Genomic DNA, 17811 nt, shown 5'->3' on the forward strand with positions numbered 1-17811 from the left:
ACATCTTTGGGTTTTTAAGAAACCCTAAACTTGGCTCAGCAATCGTTGGTTATTCTTTGATTTCTCGCGGAGTAACTTGTGATGCTGATAATCTTGTTGACTATCAGTCTGACTCCACAAGCACCCACACGAATTGCTTGATTCAGTTGTTAAAGAGCGGTTGGTTAAGAGCTTTCGTCTCAACCGAGGCGCGCATTCTACAGCAGCCTCATTTGCTGTCAAGTGATTATTTTCAGAAGCTTTCGAAGATTTCTTCAACAACTTCAACCACTTGCGCTTGCGATCTCTCGTCAGCGGGAGGCGAATAATACAGCATTGAATTACATGGTCAACCCCCGCCCTGAAAAATCTTTTCCTTAGCAAAGAGCCCACACCGCGACGCAACGACGCCTCCCTTAAAAGAAGCGCATCGTTGCGTCTATATAGATAGAAGGTGTACTTGGCCAATAGGGGATGCGACTGCCAACCGTGAAGTCAGGCGACTCTTTAATACCGCAGGAGAGCCCGGTACGCATGGGGTCTTTGTTTTCACGCCCAGAACAGGGATCATCGCCCTCCCCCAACCCCAGAGGAGCCGACACCATGGAATTGACGCTGGAAGCTGTTGCGCTCTTTGCACTCAAGCTCGTGCATGAGGAGGACGGCGGCAGCCCGGTGTTGAGGGACGACCTGGTGATGGATCGGTATGAGCGGGAGGTGTTCGGGTTGCTGGTGCGACAGGGGGATCTGCCGGGAGTTCTGCTGAAGATAGACGAATGTGTGGTGCAGGCACTGGTCGCTTTGGGGGGGGCCGATACGGTATTGGGACGTGAGCTGCAGCGGTTGTCTACCGACGTACAGCAAGCCTCCACGCTGGAGGAACTCAAGCCACTGCTCGCGACACTGAAGGACTACCTTAAAGCCATTCAATAACGGACTCACCACAAGGACCTTCACATGATCGACTTCAATAACAAAGGCTTCTTCAAACTCAAGCAAAACAACGAATACGCCGAGCGCGTCGCGGCCCTGCTGCTGGACGGAGAAGAAGTCATCGACGCCTACAAAGCCATGCGCGACGGCGTGGTCTTCACCACCAAACGTATCATCGCAGTGAACGTACAAGGCATAACAGGCAGCAAGAAAGACTTCACCTCGCTGCCGTACAAGAACATCGTCGCGTACTCGGTGGAAACGTCCGGCACGTTTGATCTGGATTCGGAACTGGAGATTTACTTTTCGTCGTTGGGGAAAGTGAAATTTGAATTCACCGGCAAGACCTCGATTGTTGAAATCTCGCGCTTGATCTCCAAGCACTTGCTGAGCTGATCAGCAGGCGTGCTTCAGAGCATCACCGATAACGCCTATTGATCGTCACCCACTCTGTTGAACCGAGCCCGATCACCTAAAAGTAAACCGACGCTGACTACACGCAACCTCATCAAATAAATGGAGCCCCCAGTCAACAGCTGACGCTTCACCGACCCTGAAGTGAACGTGACAGTAAACCGTGCCAGCGGCCTATGGTCGTTCGATTTCACGCCGATGCAACGTTGAACCATGCGGCGAGCAAATCGCCGCGTGCCTTACCTGGCCACACTCGCCACCACTACCTGCTGCCTGGCTTCTCGTCGACATGGATACGGTGAGTGTCATGCCAGTTGAAAACTCGGCCTTCACCGACAATTCCACATTTGAGTCACTGAACGAAACAAACGAAAATCGAAATAATCGAAGCAGCGCGACTGACTCAAACATCAGCCTACTTTTCCGACACTAGCCAACGAATTAAGCCGATTGGACACATGGGACTAAAAATGAGATTGGAATGGTTCGACAGAACCACAGAGTGGCTACGCGGAACGGAGGACTCAGCGGACCTAGGAAACGACTACTCCGTGATTTCTAAACTTGGACTGTCGATAGACGAGGACGTCAATAACGGTATGTTTGAACTGCGGCGGGAATGGCTATCACTGATACAGACACACTTCTCTCATGAAATTGCTCTTTCAGAAAGCGACTACTTCATCGCGTTTGATTACGAAGGTGCAAACGAATAACACAGACTTAGAGAATTCATCTTCATGCGCAGACTGTCGTTCAGGCAGGCCTCCACGAAGTTGGCTTTCACTTCATCCACGAGGACGAAAAAGGAAACGTTTTCGAATCAGAGCATTGGTACTTCGGCGAAGTCAGCACGACCGATGAAGACCCTGGCGGAGAGCGCTGGAAGTATCAAACCTTCAGGTCCCTCCAGGCGCAGCATCCGCATTTGTTCGACCGTCCACCTAACCCTCTTTCGCCTCACTCCCCTCCCCCCCAATCAGAACCCGTTTCCCCGGATCCGTAATATCAAACACCTGCTGCGCACACGCCGAGGGTTTGAACTGGAACTCCACCAGATACACCTTGCCCTTTTCAGGCTGGAAGCTACTTAACAGAGGCCCGCAAATGGCGTAGATGCCAGGGCGTGAGTCGGTGGACGAACTGGCAACGGTCAGCTTCTTGCCAGGATCTGCCTGGATCTCCAACTGCGGGAAGCGCTTGAACCCAGCGCTGGCCACCGTCTGGTTGAGCTTTGCAATCCAGTTGAAGACGCGGCCTTCACCTGTATCCATCACCGTGCCCAGGGTTTCCATGCGTTCATCGGGGTCGCCTTCGCGGCGTATCGAGAACTCGACGGGAGCGGTGCCGCCGTAGGCTTTCATGATGACTTTGGCGTGCTCAGCATCGACGGCCACGGCTTTCTGGCGCAGCTGGATGCCGTCCTTGAACAGGCTGGGCGATGAGTCGCGTTGGTTGGATTGGCAGGCACATAGCGCCAGGGCCAGGGAGAGCAGTGCGATTCGCTTCACGGGAGGATGTCCTTATCAGGGTGAACGATGATGACTGGACCTGTAATTAAACAGAATGTTCCGCCATGATCGCCTCAGGTCTCGTTAAACACCAACCGCGCGCACAACCCGCCCTGTTCACGGTTATGCAACGCCAACCGGCTGCCGATCTTGCCCACGATCATCTGCACAATCGCCAGCCCCAGCCCTGCGCCATTGGCATTGCCACGGCTGTAGAACCGCTCGAACAAACGCCCCATTTCCGCCTCATCAATGCCCGGACCCTGGTCCTCCACGCTCAGGCAATGGGCGCCAATCACCACTTTCACTTCGCTGCCCGGCGGGGAGAAGTTGAGGGCGTTGGTCACCAGGTTTTGCAGGGCGATGGCCAGCGCCACCGGTTCGGTTTCGATCCAGCAGTCTTCATCCCCTTCCAGCACCAACTCCACGCCTTTCTCCATCGCCAGCGGTGTCAGTTCGGCGAGTTCTTCACGCACCAGCTCGGTGAGTTGTACGCGGCTGCGCTTGGGGTTGTTCAACTGCGGTTCGATACGCGCCATGGTCAGCAGTTGGCTGCCAATACGGGTGGCGCGATCGACGCCGTTGACCAGGAAGTCCAAGGCTTCGCGCCGCTGGGCCTCGGTACCGGCGCTTTGGGCGTTCTGCGCGTGAATGCGCAGGATCGCCAGGGGGGTGCGCAGTTCGTGGGCGGCGTCGGCGATAAAACGGCGTTCGCGTTCCAATAGATCATCCACCTGGACCAGTAGCCGGTTGAGCGCGGTTTGCATCGGCTCCAGGTCGCTGGGCAGCGGCTTGAGGTGCAGCGGTTGCAGGGTCTCGGCGGTTCGCCCGCGAATCTTGCGGGCCATGGCGCGCAAGGGCTTGAGGCCCCAGCCGATCACCAGCCAGATCAACACCGTGAGCAGCGGCACGCCGATCAAGGTGGGCCAGAGGGTGTGGCGCATGATGCGCTGGATCACGTCCTGACGAATGTCGTCGCGCTCGCCCACCCAGATCAGCAGGCCCTGTTGCGGATCGGCGAGGAGAAAGGCGCACCAGTCGTTGCCGTTGTCCATGATGTCGTGGGAGCCGAGGGTAGCCGGCGGTGCGGGCAACACCGGCGCTTCGGCGGAGCGTACGAGCAATTGGCCGTCGCTGCGCCACACCTGGAAGGTCAACCGGGTTTCATAAGGGTGAGCGACGCCGCCTTCGCCGACACGGCTCATGGCCTGGTCGAAGGCCTGGTACAGCCGGTCCCAATCAGCCTCGCCGGGGTCGCGTTGGCGCAGCACGCCTTGCAACAGGCGCGCGCTTTGGGCGAGCTGGGCGTCGTAGACTTCTTCGATTTCGTGGTGGCTATCGCGCAGCACCAGCCAGCTGATCAGGGCGTCGCCCAACAGGATCAGCACCAGGACGGGGATGAGGATGCGAGCACGCACGGAGGTCATGGTTTGAGCGCCAATACATAGCCAACGCCGCGCACGGTGCGGATCAGCTCGGTGGATAACTTTTTACGCAGGTTGTGGATCAACACTTCCAAGGTGTTGCTCTCGACGCGGTCCTGCCAGCCATACAACGCGCGGGAGAGGCGCTCGCGGGTCACCACTTTGCCGGGGCGTACCATCAGTTGGTGCAGCAGTTGGTACTCCATCGGCGTCACGATGATGTCCGCGTCCAGGTACCGCACCTGCTGGGTGGCCGGGTCGAGGCTGACGCCGGCATGTTCCAGCATCGGTTGCGCGCGGCCCTGGCTGCGGCGCAGCAGGGCACGCACGCGGGCCTTGAGTTCTTCCACATCGAAGGGCTTGACCAGGTAATCATCGGCACCGGCATCCAGGCCGGCGATGCGCTCGGCGGTGCCGTCGCGGGCGGTGAGGATCAGCACCGGCAGGTCGTGCTGCTCGGCACGCAGTTGCTGCAGCAGGTCCAGACCATCAAGGCGCGGCAGGCCGAGGTCGAGCAGCAACAGATCGAAGCTTTCCGTGCGCAGGGCATGCAGGGCCGCGACGCCATCCTGCAACCAATCCAGGGTGTAGCCCTCAACGCCCAATGCCACGCGAATCCCTTGGCCAAGGGCACGATCATCTTCGACAAGGAGTAGGCGCATAGCAAAGTCTCTGTAGGAATCGGCGGCATCATGCCGGGTTCTGACCAGGGCTATTCCGGCAAAGATGTTACGGCGCGTTGCCAACTAAGGTTGCCCTAAGGTTGGTTTTGCACTGTTAAATCTCCCACATCTGCTGAGAGCTTTTCCATGCGCAAAATTCTCCTGCTGTCCCTGATTATCGCCAGCCCCCTGGCCGTTGCCGGGCCGCAATGCACCACCGCCGAACGCTCGCAATGGCAAGACGAAAAAGCCTTCCAGGACAAGCTCAAGGCCGAAGGCTACGAGATCAGCAAGTTCAAAGTCACCGACGGCAACTGCTACGAGATCTACGGTTTCGACAAGGACAAGCGCAAGGTCGAGATCTACCACGATCCGGTCACCGGCAAGGCCGTGAAGACTGAGATCAAAGGCTGATGCCAGGCGAATCCCTGCGCCTGTGGGACCCATTGGTAAGACTGTTTCATCTGTCGATCGCCGGGGTCTTTATCGCCAATTACTTCTTTAACGAAGCGGGCGATGACTGGCATGTCTGGCTGGGCTATTACGCCATGGCCTGGCTGCTGGTACGAACGGTGTGGGGGTTCATCGGACCGCGCAGTGCACGCTGGGCGGACTTCTGGCCGACCCCGAAACGCTTGAACACCCATCTGCGCTCGCTGCTCAACCGCCGCCCGCAGCATCGCCTGGGCCATTCGCCCCTCGGTGCGCTGGTGATGCTGTCGATGTTGCTGGCATTGCTGACCCTCGGCATCAGCGGCTTTTTGATGCAGGAAGTGGATGCCCTGTGGGGCGCCGATTGGCCCCTGCAAATCCATGAGACCGCCGCCAATGTGCTGTTGGGCCTGGTGTGCATCCATGTGCTGGCCGCGGTGTTTGAAAGTATCCAGGTGCGGGACAACCTGCCGTTATCCATGCTCACCGGTCGCAGGAAGCGCCTGCCGGATGAGCCTGCGCAGTAATCCTTTTCTCGACAGGTTCTCTATGCGCTCCGCCTTACTGATCTGCAGCCTGCTCGGCGTGTTCGTGGCCGCATGGCTAAGCCATCCGCCCCATGTGCTGGCACCCTTTGCCCAAGTGGCGCCGAACACCTCAAAGGTGGCGGCGGCCCCGCAATACACCAGCCGTTTTGTGTCCTCGCAGCTCACTGACTTTGTCCACGCGTCCTCGGTCACCGCCCTGCCCGGTGGCGACTTGATCGCCGTGTGGTTTGCCGGTTCCCGTGAAGGCGCCGCCGATGTACAGGTGCGCACCGCACGCTTCGATGCGCGCAGCGGCGAATGGGGTGCCGAGCAGGTGCTGGCCACGCGGGAAAGCACACGCGACGGCACCCAGCGTTATATCCGCAAGCTCGGCAATCCGGTGATCGCCCTGGGGCCGGATAAACGCCTGTGGATGTTTTATGTGTCGGTGTCGGTCGGTGGCTGGGCCACCAGTGCGATCAACCTGATGGTGTCCGACGACCTCGGCGCCAACTGGTCCGCGCCCCGACAGTTGGTGACCTCACCGTTTTTCAACATCAGTACCCTGGTACGCGCCGCGCCGGTGTTCCACGCCGACGGCTCCATCGGCCTGCCGGTGTACCACGAGTTCATGGGCAAGTTTGCCGAGTACCTGTACTTGAGTGCAGACGGCGCGGTAATCGACAAATTCCGCATCAGCCGCGGCAAGAACTCCCTGCAACCGACCATCGTGCCGCTGGATGGCAAGCGCGCGGTGGCGATGTTGCGCTACGCCGGCGACACCCACCACCGCGTGCTGGCCAGCCGCACCGAAGATGCGGGGCAAACCTGGAGCGAGCCGTACCCACTGGAACCGGCAAATCCCAATTCATCGTTGGCGGCGGTGGGTACCGAGGATGACGGGCTGCTCGTGGCCCTCAACGACCTGCAGGACGGCCGCTTCAAGCTCAGCCTCTACGGCACCGACGCCCAGCTCAGCCAATGGCGCACCGTGGTGCAACTGGATGAGTCACCCGACCCGCTCGGCCAACCGTTCTCCCCCGAGGCCTATAAAGCAATCATCGGCGAAGGCTTCCGCGCCTCCAGCGGCGCCAAACGCCTGCCGCTGGAACAGCGCTTTCTCAGCAACCTCGATTACCGCGTATGCAAACCCCAAGGCTGCGATTTCGAATACGAGTACCCGTACTTCAGCCGCAGCCCGGACGGCATGTACCACGTGGTGTACTCGTGGAATAACACCTTTATCAAACATGTCAGCTTCAACGAAGCCTGGCTGGCGGAGCGTCTGTGATGGTTTCTGTGTGGCAGGCCCATTTGAGTTTTGTGCTGCTGGGGTTTGTGCTGTTGAGCGCGCTCAGGTTTACCGCTCCCTGGCGGCCATGGCTGCTGCCGGTGCTCGTGGCGGTCAGTTTTATCCCAGTCAACGAGCTGCCGCTGGCGGCGTATGTGCGCAGTTTTACCGATGACCTGGCGATCAGCACATTGGTGCTGTTGGCGTGGGTCGTGCTCAGCCGCCTGGGCTTAGTGCAACCGCTCGCTCGTCGGCATCAGGTGCAGAGTTTGCTGCTGTTTGGCCTGCTGAGCCTGGTGCTGTACCCGGCCACGTTGGGCCTGACTTACTTCGACCCGTACCGCTGGGGCTTCAACCCGCGGCCTATGATCGTGCTGGCGGCGGCGGCCGCACTGTTGATGCTGTGGCTGCGTAATACGCTGGCGGTGTGGATGCTGGCGATAGGCACGTTGGCTTTTGCGTTACGGCTCAAGGCGTCGGAAAACTATTGGGACTATCTGGTCGACCCGTTGCTGACCGGTTACTGCCTGATCGCCGGCGCGGGGCTGCTGATCAGCACCGCCTGGCGCCCTCTTTTGAAATGGCACCGGGGTCAATGATGAGTGCGTTGCAATCACGCCGCCTGCGCTACGGCCTGGGCGCGATCGGGTTGGTATTTGTGTTGCTGGCTGCGTTGCGGCTGGTGTTTGTGCTGGGTTTTTCCGGCCTGGACTTGAACACCCCGGCGCTGCTGGAAACCCTGGGAATCGGCCTGCGTTTCGACCTGCGCCTGGCGGTATTACTCCTGCTGCCGCTGGCCGTGCTGGCGTGGTTGCCGCGCTGGAACCTCACCACCCTGCCGGCCCTGCGCTGGCTGGCGCGCGTTTATCTGGTCATCGCACTGGCCGTGGTGGGGCTGGTGTACATCATCGACTTCGGCCACTACGCCTACCTCGGCGTGCGTATCAATGCGACGGTGCTACGTTACCTGCAGGATGCGCAGATTTCCCAGCAGATGGTGTGGGAAACCTACCCGGTACTGTGGATAACCGCCTGCTGGCTCGCGGCGGTGGCGCTTTGGGTCTGGGCGTTGGTCTGCCTGGAGCGGTTGACCCTGGATCAAGCGCCCGCCGTTATCGGCAAACCGGCACTGGCAGTGGTGAGTGTGATGGGCGTCGTCGCGGTGCTGCTGGCCCTGCTCGGCCGTGTCGCCCATCTCAACCTGGAAAACCCGGTGCCCCTGCGCTGGAGCGATGCCTTCTTTGCCGGCAACAGCCAACTGGCCGCCGTGGGCCTGAACCCGGTGCTGTTTTTGTATGACACGCTCAAGGTCGGCCAATCGCAGTTCGATGAGGCCCAGGTCCGCCAGTATTACCCGCAAGTCGCCGAGTACCTGGGCGTGACCCAGCCCGATGCCCAGTCCCTGGACTTCATCCGCGAACAAGGCGTGCAGCCCTATCGACTGGCCGGCGAGCGCCCGCCCAACGTGATTTTCGTGATGCTCGAATCCCTCGGCACCAGCGCCGTGGGCGCCTATGGCAACCCGCTCAACCCCACGCCGAACCTGGACAAACTGGCGACGCAAAGCTGGTTCTTCAAACACTTCTATGTGCCTGTCACCGGCACCGCGAAAACCGTGTGGGCCAGCATCACCGGCGTGCCCGACGTCACCCGCCAGGAGACCGCCACGCGCAACCCGCTGATCACGCGGCAACACACATTGATCAATGCATTCGTGGGCTACCAGAAGTTCTACATGATCGGCGGCAACGCCGGCTGGGCGAATATCAATGCACTGATCCGCCAGAGCATCGACGATGTGCAACTGTTCGAGGAGAGCGACTGGCAGTCGCCACGGGTAGACGTGTGGGGGATTTCCGACTTGGACCTGTTCAAGGAAGCTGACGATCTGCTGAGCACGCTTCCCAAGGACCAACCGTTCTTTGCCTACCTGCAAACCTCCGGCAACCATCGCCCCTTCACCATCCCCAAGCACAACGATGGCTTCCAGCTCAGCCACGTGACGCTGGAACAGGCCCAGGCCGCGGGGTCCCGCAGCGTCGAGCAGTACAACGCCGTGCGTCTGCTGGACTACAACATCGGCCGGCTGATGGACATCGCCAAGGCCGGCGGCTACTACGACAACAGCATCTTTGTGTTCTTCGGCGACCACAACACCCGCATCAGCCAGATCCCGCACATGGCGCCGGCCTTCGAACAGCTGGGCCTGGAAAGTAACAACGTGCCGCTGCTGATCCACGCTCCCGGCCTTGCGCCGCGGGTGATCGAAGAAGCGGTGGGGCTGGCCGACCTGCTGCCCACCGTGGCCGGCATGGCAGGCGTGCCGTTCCGCAACGGTGCGATGGGCCGGGACATCCAGCAACCGGCGCCCGAGGGCGAGCGCGTGGTGCCGCTGGTATTGCGCGAAGGCACCTTCCCGATCATCGGCGGCGTGACCCGGCACTTTTTGCTGCAGATGCAGCACGACGGCAGCTCACCCACCTTGCATGACCTGGCATCACTCACCCCGCGTGACGATGTGGCCGCGCAGCACCCCGAGGAATTCCAGCGCCTGCAGGCACTGACCCGTGGGCTGCACGAGAGTGCGCGGTTGATGCTGTTCAGGAATGTGCGTGAGTGATTACTTGGGTTGGAATGTCTCGAGGTACGCCAGGATATTGTCGATTTTTTCCGGGTCGCTGATGCCCCAGAAAATCATGCGCGTACCACTCACCACCTTTTTGGGCGCTTCGATGTAGGCCGCGAGCTTGTCGCGGGTCCAGACCACACCGGAGTTTTTCATCGCGTCCGAATATTGATAGTCGGTGGTGGTACCGGCAGGTCGGCCGATGATGCCGTTGAGCTCCGGGCCAAAGCCACCGCGTGCGCCTTCGCCGACGCTGTGGCAGCCGCCGCAGGTCTTGGTGAAGAGCTTGCCGCCGGCCTCGGCATCGCCGGCGGCATTGGCGGCGCCGGTGTTAAGGATCAGCGCAAGGGTCAGCAGGACGTACTTCATGGGTGACTCCACATCGGTGTTGGCGGCGATTATGCCTGTTTGTCAGGAGCGCATACCCATCCAGATCACCGCTTCGGTCCACGCCGTAACCACCGGCGTCAGCGCACGAAACCAGGGATCCTGCACATCGATCTGCGCAGCCGAGTGGTCATGGTGGTGTTGCTCTTCTTCAACGATGGAAGCAATGGCCGTCACGGCCAGTGGGTCGATTTCGCGTAACACATGAAGCTGATGAGCCAGGTGCTTGAGCACCACGCTTTCCACCGCGACGGTGGTGGCAACAATAGCCTTGCGCCCGCACACCCCGGTGAGCAGGCCCAGCACCAGCCCGCCAAGGCCGCACAGCCAGTAGCTGCGGCAGCGTCGGTAACCCCGTCGTTGCAACTCGGCCTGGAACACCGCGCGATGGCGGCGCTCGTGGGACAGGAATGCCTCGAGCTCACCCACCATGCCGGGTACAAACAACCGCGCCATAAACAGCTGGCCGCTGTAGATACAGATCGCGCCATGCTCGCCGGCGTGGTCGACTTTGATCATGCGATTGCCCAGGTCCGGGTCGATCAAGGGGGCAGCGGAAGCGTTCACGGTTGACGACCTTGTGCGAGGGCCCACGGGATTCGGGCCGATCCTGATTGCAGAGCGCCGGTATCCTGCCGTACCTCCGCGCAAATGCGCAACCTAGACCCTCGAAACTGACCACCCATCGCCCCATACGCATCCAATCGAACCTATCCGACCCCGTTCCACTCCACCTTACTGAACCCTGATGGTGGAGTAAGGATCATGGCTCAGCCATCGATTTTGGTATTGGAAGACGACGAGATCATTCGGTCGTTGATGGTGGATGTACTGGAGGATTTCGGCGCGGTTGTGACGTCTTTTCCTTCAGCCGATGAAGGAATGATTTACCTGGAGCGCGGCGATGATCCGGTGGACTTGATTGTCAGCGATGTGCAGATGCCGGGGTTGCTCAACGGCTATGACTTGAGCCGGGTAGTGGCTCATCGCTGGCCGTCGGTGCCGGTACTGCTCACCTCCGGCAATGCCAAACTCGCACAGCAATTGGGCGGCTCCGTGCGGTTTCTGCCCAAGCCGTGGAGCACCGAACATTTACTTGAGTGTGTGCAAACGGCGCTGACCCAGCAGGGCTCATCCATGCATTGATAGCTTCGCGACATCACTTTTGCCGAACTTCACCGCCTGCCTTGTGGTCACCTGTATCAGTAGGGAGCGACTTTTCTGATCCGCTGGTCAGCCTTTTCGTCTGTGCGTTCAGCTGATGCTCACCTGTTGTGTAGAATTGTCGCCTTTTACAACGCGTCATTCATGGCCGAAAGGCCCACAGTTCGAGCTCATTGCATGCATTCACAGGCCCATGATGGTGGTGCGCCCTCATTGCTGGACGCGTTGCGCGCAGGCACCGGCCTATTGCACGTAGCCTTGGAAGAACGCCTGCCGTTTTTTTCCGAGGAGCTGGATGCCGACTGGTATCGGCGCCTGATCCAGGCGTATTACGGGTTTTACCGGCCGATTGAAGCAGCGCTGTACGGCTGTGAGTTTATCCCTGAAGGCTTCGACCCGGCGTTGCGTATGAAAACGCCGACGCTAATCGACGATCTTCACGCCCTTGGCCTGGACGCCTGCGCGATCAACGCCTTGCCGCACTGTGGGCAATTACCCGCTTTCGACACCCCCGCCGCCTGCCTCGGTGCCTTGTATGTGCTTGAAGGCGCAACCCTGGGCGGCCAGGTACTGCGTCGGGAAATGGCTCGACGCCTGGCGCTGGACGCCGACAACGGAGGGGCGTTCCTCGATGTGTACGGTGCCGAAACCGGTCGGCGCTGGAAAGATTTTCTCGACTACCTGGGCCGCCTGCCGCTGGACACGCCAGCCAAACAGCGCGCGGTGCACGCGGCCCGCTCGACATTCAGCTGCTTTGAGCAATGGCTCGACAGCCAGGAGGTACTGCTATGAAACCCGAAGACTTTGAAGAGCTGCTTGCCAACTGTGCCGACGAGCCCATCCGCTTTCCGGGGGCGATCCAACCCCACGGTGTGCTGCTGACGTTGTCGGAGCCCGACCTGAACATCATTCAAGTCAGCACTAACGTCGCCAGCCTGTTCAACCGCGCCCCCGAGTCGTTGCTGGGCCAGCCACTGCACACGCTGATCGGTGCCGAGCATGCCCAGGCCGTGCAGGCCATGGCCGAACACAACAGCTTCCTTGATGCGCCGCCTTTGCACGTCACCCTCAACGGCGCCGAGTTCGAAGGCCTGTTGCACCGCCATCAGGACGTGCTGGTGCTGGAATTCGAACCGCGGCTCAAGGACTTCCGGCCGCGGGCCCTGAAAGGCCGCAGCAGTGACTTGGGCAAGATGCTGCAACGTTTGCAATCAGCGAAAACCCTGCAAGCGCTGTACGAAATCAGCGTGACTGAAATCCAGGCCATGACCGGTTACGACCGGGTGTTGATCTACCGCTTCGAAGAAGAAGGCCATGGCCAGGTGATCGCGGAAGCGTCGGCACCGTCCATGGAGCTGTTCAACGGGCTATTCTTCCCCGCGTCCGATATCCCGGAGCAGGCCCGCGAGCTGTATCGCACCAACTGGCTGCGCATCATCCCGAATGCGGCCTACGAGCCGGTGCCATTGCTGCCCAAGCTGCGCCCGGATACCGGTGAGCCGCTGGATTTGAGCTTTGCCACCCTGCGCAGCGTGTCGCCGATTCACTGCCAGTACATGCAAAACATGGGCGTGCTGTCGTCCATGAGCATTTCGCTGATGAAGGGCGACAAGCTCTGGGGCCTGATCAGTTGCGGCAACCGTGAACCGCTGCTAGTACCCAATGATTTGCGCATCACCTGCCAGACCATCGGCCAGGTGCTGTCATTGCAGATCAGCGCCATGGAAGCCCTGGACCTGAACCGTCAGCGGGAAGAAAAAGTCGAGGCCCTGGCGTTGCTGGATAAAGCCATGAAGGCCTCCGAAGAAAACGTGTTCGACGGCCTGGCCCAGCGCGGCCAGGTGCTGATGGACCTGACCTTGTCCGGCGGCGTGGCGATCATCGAAGACAAGCAACTGCACCGCTACGGCAACTGCCCGGAACCGGCGCAGATCCGGGCCTTGCACAAGTGGCTGCAGGACAGCGGCGAGCCGGTGTTCTCCAGCCATAACCTGGTGTCGATCTACCCGCCAGGCGCCGAGTTCCAACAGGTGGCCAGCGGTGTCCTGGCCATGAGCCTGCCAAAGCCTGTGGATAACGGTGTGCTGTGGTTCCGCCCGGAAGTGAAAGAAAACATTAACTGGAGTGGTGACCCGAAAAAGCCGCTCGACCTGGAAAACTCCGACGCCGGCCTGCGCCTTCGCCCGCGTACCTCGTTTGAAATCTGGAAGGTGGAGATGGCCGGTATTTCCACCAAGTGGAGCCATGGCGACCTGTTCGCCGCCAACGACCTGCGCCGCTCGGCCCTGGAAAACGACCTGGCCCGCCAGGTGCTGCGCGAGCAACAGGCCGTGCGCGCCCGCGATGACCTGGTGGCGGTGGTGTCCCACGACCTGCGCAACCCGATGACGGTGATCTCCATGCTCTGCGGCATGATGCAAAAGGCCTTCAGCTCCGACGGCCCGCATACCTCGCGACGCATTTCCTCGGCCATCGACACCATGCAACAGGCTGCCGGACGCATGAACGTCTTGCTGGAAGACTTGCTCGACACCTCGAAAATCGAGGCCGGGCGCTACGTGGTCAAACCCGTGGCCCTGGACGTCAGCCAAATGTTCGAAGAGGCCTACTCCCTGCTCGCGCCGTTGGCGCTGGAAAAAGGCATCGACCTGTCGTTCAACGCAGAGCCTGGCCTGCAGATCAACGGCGACCCGGAGCGGCTGTTCCAGGTGCTGTCGAACCTGATCGGCAATGCCATCAAGTTCACTCCGCGCCAGGGCAATATCGGCATCAGTGCGATGACCAATGGTGAAGAGATCGTGTTTTCGGTGCGTGACTCAGGCGAAGGGATTGCGCCTGATCAACTGCCCCACGTGTTTGATCGCTACTGGACCCAGTCGGAAAACAATCCCACCGGCACCGGCCTGGGGCTGTATATCACCCAGGGGATTGTCCAGGCCCATGGCGGCAAGATCATGGCTGAAAGTGAAGTGGGCCGTGGCAGTGAGTTCCGGTTTACGGTGCCGAAGGTGATTGAGGACTCCCATACCTGACCGCCCCTGTGGCGAGCGCCGGTTACACCGGCAACACCACCACCGCCTCCAACCCACCACCCTGGCGCTCCGACAGGGTGAGTGTGCCGCCGTGTTCCAGCACAATCGCGCGGGCGGTAGACAGCCCAAGTCCGACGCCGCCGGTGCTTTTGTTGCGTGAATTTTCGAGGCGGTAGAACGGCAGGAACACCTGTTCGCGATACTGCGCCGCAATCCCCGGGCCGCGATCCAGCACGCGGATCACCACTTCGGCCGGCCCTTGTTGCAGTTCGATTTCCGCCGCCCGACCGTAGTGGATGGCATTGTCCATCAGGTTGGTCATCACCCGCTTGAGGCCCAAGGGCCGGCCAAAGTACACCAGGCGCGGCGGTCCGCTGAAAGCAAGTTCTATCGCCTGGTCGCGGTAGTCGTCGATCAGGGTTTGCAGCAGTTCCGCCAGGTCCAGTTGGGTGGCCTGTTCCAGGCGCGCGTCGTCGCGGAAGAACGCCAGGGCGGTGTTGATCATGGCCTGCATTTCATCGACATCATTGAACAGCCGGCGTTGCTGGTCGGCATCTTCGATGAATTCACCGCGCAGGCGCAGGCGGGTCAGGGGCGCACGCAGGTCGTGGGAGATGGCCGCGAGCATTTGCGTGCGGTCCTGGATAAAGTGCCGCAACTGCGCCTGCATGCCGTTGAACGCGAGGATCGCCTGGCGGATTTCGTGGGGCCCGACCGGCTCGATGGGCGGCGCGCGGAAGTCGGCGCCAAAGCGCCGCGCGCCTTGGGCGAAGTGTTGCAGGGGGCGAGCCAGGCGACGGGTCGCGACCAGGGTAACCAGCGCAGTCGAGATCAGCACCAGCAGCACCACAATCACGCTGCGCACGCCCTCGTCCAGCCCCCAACTGCGGGCACGGGCGCTGAACATCAGCCAGGACTGATCGGCCAGTTGCATCAGGAGCACATACTGCCCGTTGCCACCTGGCCAGTCGGACGGTTCGTAGGCTTCCATGGGCCGGGTCGGTCCCTGAAGCAGGTGCTTGAACGCTTGCTCCCCCGAATCAAAGTCCGGGTCGTTCAGCACGGGCAAATCAAAGGCCGCGCGCTGCGCTACCCACGTCACGCTGAAGGACTCATCGCCCATCACCTGAGCCAGGTGTGCTCGCTGGGCAGGCTGCGACGCCTCGACCGCGCGCACCACCACGGCGATCTTTTCCAGCAAGCCGATTTCGGTCAACGGTGGTCGTGCCCACACGCCCGCCAATTGTACGAACAGGGCGTTAAGCGCCAGCGCGGTAAACATCGCAACCAGGATGGTCAGGGCAATCCAGCGCGCTACGGTGTCACGTGGACGGCGGCTCATGAACGGCTCACACTGGCGGTGAACTGGTAACCGCCGTTGCGCACGGTGCGAATCATCGCCGGGCGCTTGGTATCGAACTCCAGCTTGCGGCGCAGGCGGCTGACCTGCACATCGATGCTGCGGTCGAATGCGTCATGGCTGTGGCCCCGCGCCAGGTTCAGCAGTTGTTCGCGGGGCAACACGCGCTGGGGGTGTTCGACGAAGACCAGCAGCAGGTCGAATTCGCCGGATGACAGCGGGATCATCACCTCGTCGGGGGAGCGCAGTTCACGGCGCGTAACGTCCAGTTGCCAGCCCGCAAAGCGAATCAAGGGACGGGCAGACTCGCCCAACACTGGCCGCCCCTCGCCTGCCCGACGCAATACCGCACGCACCCGCGCCAGCAGTTCACGAGCGTCGAAGGGCTTGCTCAAGTAGTCATCGGCGCCCATTTCCAGGCCCACCACGCGGTCGCTGAGTTCGCCCATGGCGGTGAGCATGATCACCGGTGTTGCGTACTGCTGGCGCAGGCGCTGGCACAGCAACAAGCCGTTCTCCCCCGGCAGCATCAGGTCAAGAATGATCAGATCGGCGGGATGACGCTCCATGGCGGCCCACAGCTCGGTGCCACCGGCGACGGTCTCGACCGCATAGCCATGTTGCATAAAGAATTTCTTCAGCAGCGCGAGGACTTCAAGGTCATCGTCCACGATCAAAAGGTTGCTCACAGGCGGGCATCACTGGGTGTTGTCGATGCGCCATCTAAAACCATTCGGCGCAGCCCGTCATATATTTCAATCGTGCAATAAAGCGTCAGCGCCGCAATAAACCAGACATCTTTGCGCAAGGGACGGCTGCCAGCATCGGCCTCCCTTTTGCGGAGACCGTGCTTATGCGCTCGCTGACCTATCCCCGGCACCTGGCTCGTCAGGTCGTGCTGTTGTTGACCGTGTCTTACCTCACGGGCTGCGCCAGCCCGGCCCCCTCGGGCACCACCACCCGCTGCGCCCAGGTGAATTACCCGGTGTATGACCCGGCCGAACCGCTCAATCGCGGGGTGTTTGCCTTCAACCGGACGGTGGATAACTACGCCCTGGCGCCGGTAGCACGTGGCTACCGCTACCTGCCGGATTTTTTCCAGCAGGGTGTGCATAACTTTGCGAGCAACTTCAGCGAGCCGAAGGTGTTTATCAATGACCTGTTGCAAGGCAACCCAAGGCGCTCGGTCAATACCCTTGGCCGTTTTGCGCTGAATACCACCGTGGGCGTGGTGGGGCTGATCGATGTATCAGACCGCGTGGGCATCCCCCGCCATAGCGCCGACTTCGGCCAGACATTCGGCGTGTGGGGCATCGGCAACGGGCCGATTGTCGAACTGCCACTGCTGGGCACCGGCAACAGCCGCGATGCGGCAGGCAAAGTCTTGAGTTTCCTGGTCTCGCCGTTGGGAGACAGTGACACCGTGCAGACCCTGGGCACCCTCAGCCTGGTAGGTGGCACCGTGGATACCCGGGCATCACTGTTGCCGCTCACCGACAGCCTGCAAAAATTGCCGGACTATTACAGCGCAATACGTAATGTCGTGGCACAAAACCGTGCGGCCTTTGTGCTGGATGGCAAGGACGGCGCGACCACTCCCGCGACCGGGGGTTGCGCGAACGGCGCCGCTGATGACTTCTGAGCCGAGTAGCCAAAGGTCGTCATATCTTGCAGCAGGACGTTTATAGCTCGCCAGCGCCCTGCTCTATAAGTTTGGCTGCACTTCGCTCCAAGGGGTGAAGTAACACTCGACTAATAGATAAAAGGACACTGCCATGCTCAGCTCTATCAACGCCACACCGCTCCCCCCTCCTCCTCCCACTACGCCGCAGGACGACACAGCCCTGCAACGCAAGAAACGCAGCATTGAAGACCCTCAGTCGCAACTGGAGCCTCAGGAGGCTGACGGTTCATCGCGCAACCGCCCCAGAAGTGGCGGCCTGGATAGCCTGGGCAAGGGGAACTTGCTCTGAACCGCAGGAAGAAGGGCAGCGTATTGCCCTTCTTCTTTTTTACAGACCGCCCCGCCTTAACAAAACACTGACATCCGTTGCGCTAACCTTGCCGGT

The 17811-nt window shown here is 60.6% G+C and carries 21 protein-coding genes; 14 read left to right on the forward strand and 7 right to left on the reverse strand.

Going from position 1 to position 17811, the window contains the following annotated elements; translation table 11 throughout:
• From BM416_RS30660 to BM416_RS23810, 4 genes are all read left to right on the forward strand, one after another.
• Window positions 1–308, forward strand: a 308-nt coding sequence (locus BM416_RS30660) for a hypothetical protein (RefSeq protein WP_218190230.1), incomplete at its 5' end; no start/stop codon positions are given.
• A 274-nt stretch (window positions 309–582) separates the two neighbouring features.
• Window positions 583–912: a hypothetical protein gene (locus BM416_RS23800; RefSeq protein WP_092489666.1), complete on the forward strand. Its 330-nt coding sequence runs from the start codon at window positions 583–585 to the stop codon at window positions 910–912.
• A gap of 24 nt (window positions 913–936) precedes the next feature.
• Window positions 937–1308, forward strand: coding sequence for a PH domain-containing protein (locus tag BM416_RS23805; protein ID WP_027607590.1), 372 nt, complete (start codon window positions 937–939; stop codon window positions 1306–1308).
• Between the two features lie 488 nt (window positions 1309–1796).
• The gene (locus tag BM416_RS23810; RefSeq protein ID WP_371856066.1) at window positions 1797–2042 is read left to right on the forward strand and encodes a colicin E3-like toxin immunity protein; all 246 of its coding nucleotides are present in this window, start codon (window positions 1797–1799) and stop codon (window positions 2040–2042) included.
• A gap of 228 nt (window positions 2043–2270) precedes the next feature.
• On the opposite strand, the gene BM416_RS23815 is transcribed toward BM416_RS23810, so the two are convergent.
• The 3 genes from BM416_RS23815 to BM416_RS23825 all read right to left on the reverse strand — a co-directional run bounded on the left by BM416_RS23815 (window position 2271) and on the right by BM416_RS23825 (window position 4923).
• On the reverse strand, window positions 2271–2837 hold the full coding sequence (locus BM416_RS23815; protein WP_092489667.1) for a hypothetical protein: 567 nt from the start codon (window positions 2835–2837) through the stop codon (window positions 2271–2273).
• 74 nt (window positions 2838–2911) lie between these two features.
• Window positions 2912–4264 carry a sensor histidine kinase gene (locus tag BM416_RS23820; RefSeq protein WP_092489668.1) on the reverse strand — a complete coding sequence of 451 codons (1353 nt, stop codon included), beginning with the start codon at window positions 4262–4264 and terminating at the stop codon, window positions 2912–2914.
• Entirely contained in the window at window positions 4261–4923 is a 663-nt protein-coding gene (locus BM416_RS23825; protein ID WP_027607596.1) for a response regulator, read from the reverse strand. The genes BM416_RS23820 and BM416_RS23825 overlap by 4 nt, the downstream gene beginning before the upstream one ends.
• A 147-nt stretch (window positions 4924–5070) precedes the next feature.
• On the opposite strand from BM416_RS23825, the gene BM416_RS23830 reads away from it, so the two are divergent.
• Genes BM416_RS23830 through BM416_RS23850 form a run of 5 tightly spaced genes read left to right on the forward strand, consistent with a single transcriptional unit; the run spans window position 5071 to window position 9793 of the window.
• On the forward strand, window positions 5071–5337 hold the full coding sequence (locus BM416_RS23830) for a PepSY domain-containing protein (RefSeq protein ID WP_048722823.1): 267 nt from the start codon (window positions 5071–5073) through the stop codon (window positions 5335–5337).
• Window positions 5337–5882: a cytochrome b/b6 domain-containing protein gene (locus tag BM416_RS23835; RefSeq protein ID WP_092489669.1), complete on the forward strand. Its 546-nt coding sequence runs from the start codon at window positions 5337–5339 to the stop codon at window positions 5880–5882. Before BM416_RS23830 ends, BM416_RS23835 begins: the two co-directional genes overlap by 1 nt.
• A 22-nt stretch (window positions 5883–5904) precedes the next feature.
• Complete coding sequence (locus BM416_RS23840; RefSeq protein ID WP_092489670.1) at window positions 5905–7173, forward strand: sialidase family protein; 1269 nt, start codon at window positions 5905–5907, stop codon at window positions 7171–7173.
• Window positions 7173–7772, forward strand: a complete 600-nt coding sequence (locus tag BM416_RS23845) for a hypothetical protein (RefSeq protein ID WP_092489671.1) — start codon at window positions 7173–7175, stop codon at window positions 7770–7772. Before BM416_RS23840 ends, BM416_RS23845 begins: the two co-directional genes overlap by 1 nt.
• Complete coding sequence (locus BM416_RS23850) at window positions 7772–9793, forward strand: LTA synthase family protein (protein ID WP_092489730.1); 2022 nt, start codon at window positions 7772–7774, stop codon at window positions 9791–9793. Before BM416_RS23845 ends, BM416_RS23850 begins: the two co-directional genes overlap by 1 nt.
• On the opposite strand, the gene BM416_RS23855 is transcribed toward BM416_RS23850, so the two are convergent.
• Entirely contained in the window at window positions 9794–10168 is a 375-nt protein-coding gene (locus BM416_RS23855; protein ID WP_027607602.1) for a c-type cytochrome, read from the reverse strand.
• A gap of 42 nt (window positions 10169–10210) precedes the next feature.
• A complete protein-coding gene (locus BM416_RS23860; RefSeq protein WP_256577585.1) occupies window positions 10211–10753 on the reverse strand; it encodes a 3-demethoxyubiquinol 3-hydroxylase in 543 nt (180 codons plus the stop codon).
• 198 nt (window positions 10754–10951) lie between these two features.
• On the opposite strand from BM416_RS23860, the gene BM416_RS23865 reads away from it, so the two are divergent.
• The 3 genes from BM416_RS23865 (at window position 10952) to BM416_RS23875 (ending at window position 14382) form a co-directional block, all read left to right on the forward strand.
• Entirely contained in the window at window positions 10952–11332 is a 381-nt protein-coding gene (locus BM416_RS23865; RefSeq protein WP_027607604.1) for a response regulator, read from the forward strand.
• 195 nt (window positions 11333–11527) lie between these two features.
• Complete coding sequence (locus tag BM416_RS23870; RefSeq protein WP_092489672.1) at window positions 11528–12142, forward strand: biliverdin-producing heme oxygenase; 615 nt, start codon at window positions 11528–11530, stop codon at window positions 12140–12142.
• Window positions 12139–14382: an ATP-binding protein gene (locus BM416_RS23875; protein ID WP_092489673.1), complete on the forward strand. Its 2244-nt coding sequence runs from the start codon at window positions 12139–12141 to the stop codon at window positions 14380–14382. The genes BM416_RS23870 and BM416_RS23875 overlap by 4 nt, the downstream gene beginning before the upstream one ends.
• A gap of 22 nt (window positions 14383–14404) precedes the next feature.
• Here BM416_RS23875 and BM416_RS23880 read toward each other — a convergent pair whose 3' ends face one another.
• Together BM416_RS23880 and BM416_RS23885 are read right to left on the reverse strand one after the other, a co-directional pair.
• Window positions 14405–15724: an ATP-binding protein gene (locus BM416_RS23880; RefSeq protein ID WP_092489674.1), complete on the reverse strand. Its 1320-nt coding sequence runs from the start codon at window positions 15722–15724 to the stop codon at window positions 14405–14407.
• Window positions 15721–16431, reverse strand: coding sequence for a response regulator (locus BM416_RS23885; protein WP_092489675.1), 711 nt, complete (start codon window positions 16429–16431; stop codon window positions 15721–15723). The genes BM416_RS23880 and BM416_RS23885 overlap by 4 nt, the downstream gene beginning before the upstream one ends.
• Before the next feature lie 164 nt (window positions 16432–16595).
• Between BM416_RS23885 and BM416_RS23890 the strand changes: the two genes are divergently transcribed.
• Together BM416_RS23890 and BM416_RS23895 are read left to right on the forward strand one after the other, a co-directional pair.
• A complete protein-coding gene (locus tag BM416_RS23890; protein ID WP_092489676.1) occupies window positions 16596–17384 on the forward strand; it encodes an MlaA family lipoprotein in 789 nt (262 codons plus the stop codon).
• A 133-nt stretch (window positions 17385–17517) separates the two neighbouring features.
• Window positions 17518–17715: a hypothetical protein gene (locus tag BM416_RS23895; RefSeq protein ID WP_092489677.1), complete on the forward strand. Its 198-nt coding sequence runs from the start codon at window positions 17518–17520 to the stop codon at window positions 17713–17715.
• The last annotated feature ends 96 nt before the right edge of the window (window positions 17716–17811 follow it).

Origin of the sequence: Pseudomonas sp. NFACC42-2 (genome assembly GCF_900116055.1) — a bacterium.
In the GTDB taxonomy this organism is placed as follows: Bacteria; Pseudomonadota; Gammaproteobacteria; order Pseudomonadales; family Pseudomonadaceae; genus Aquipseudomonas; species Aquipseudomonas marginalis.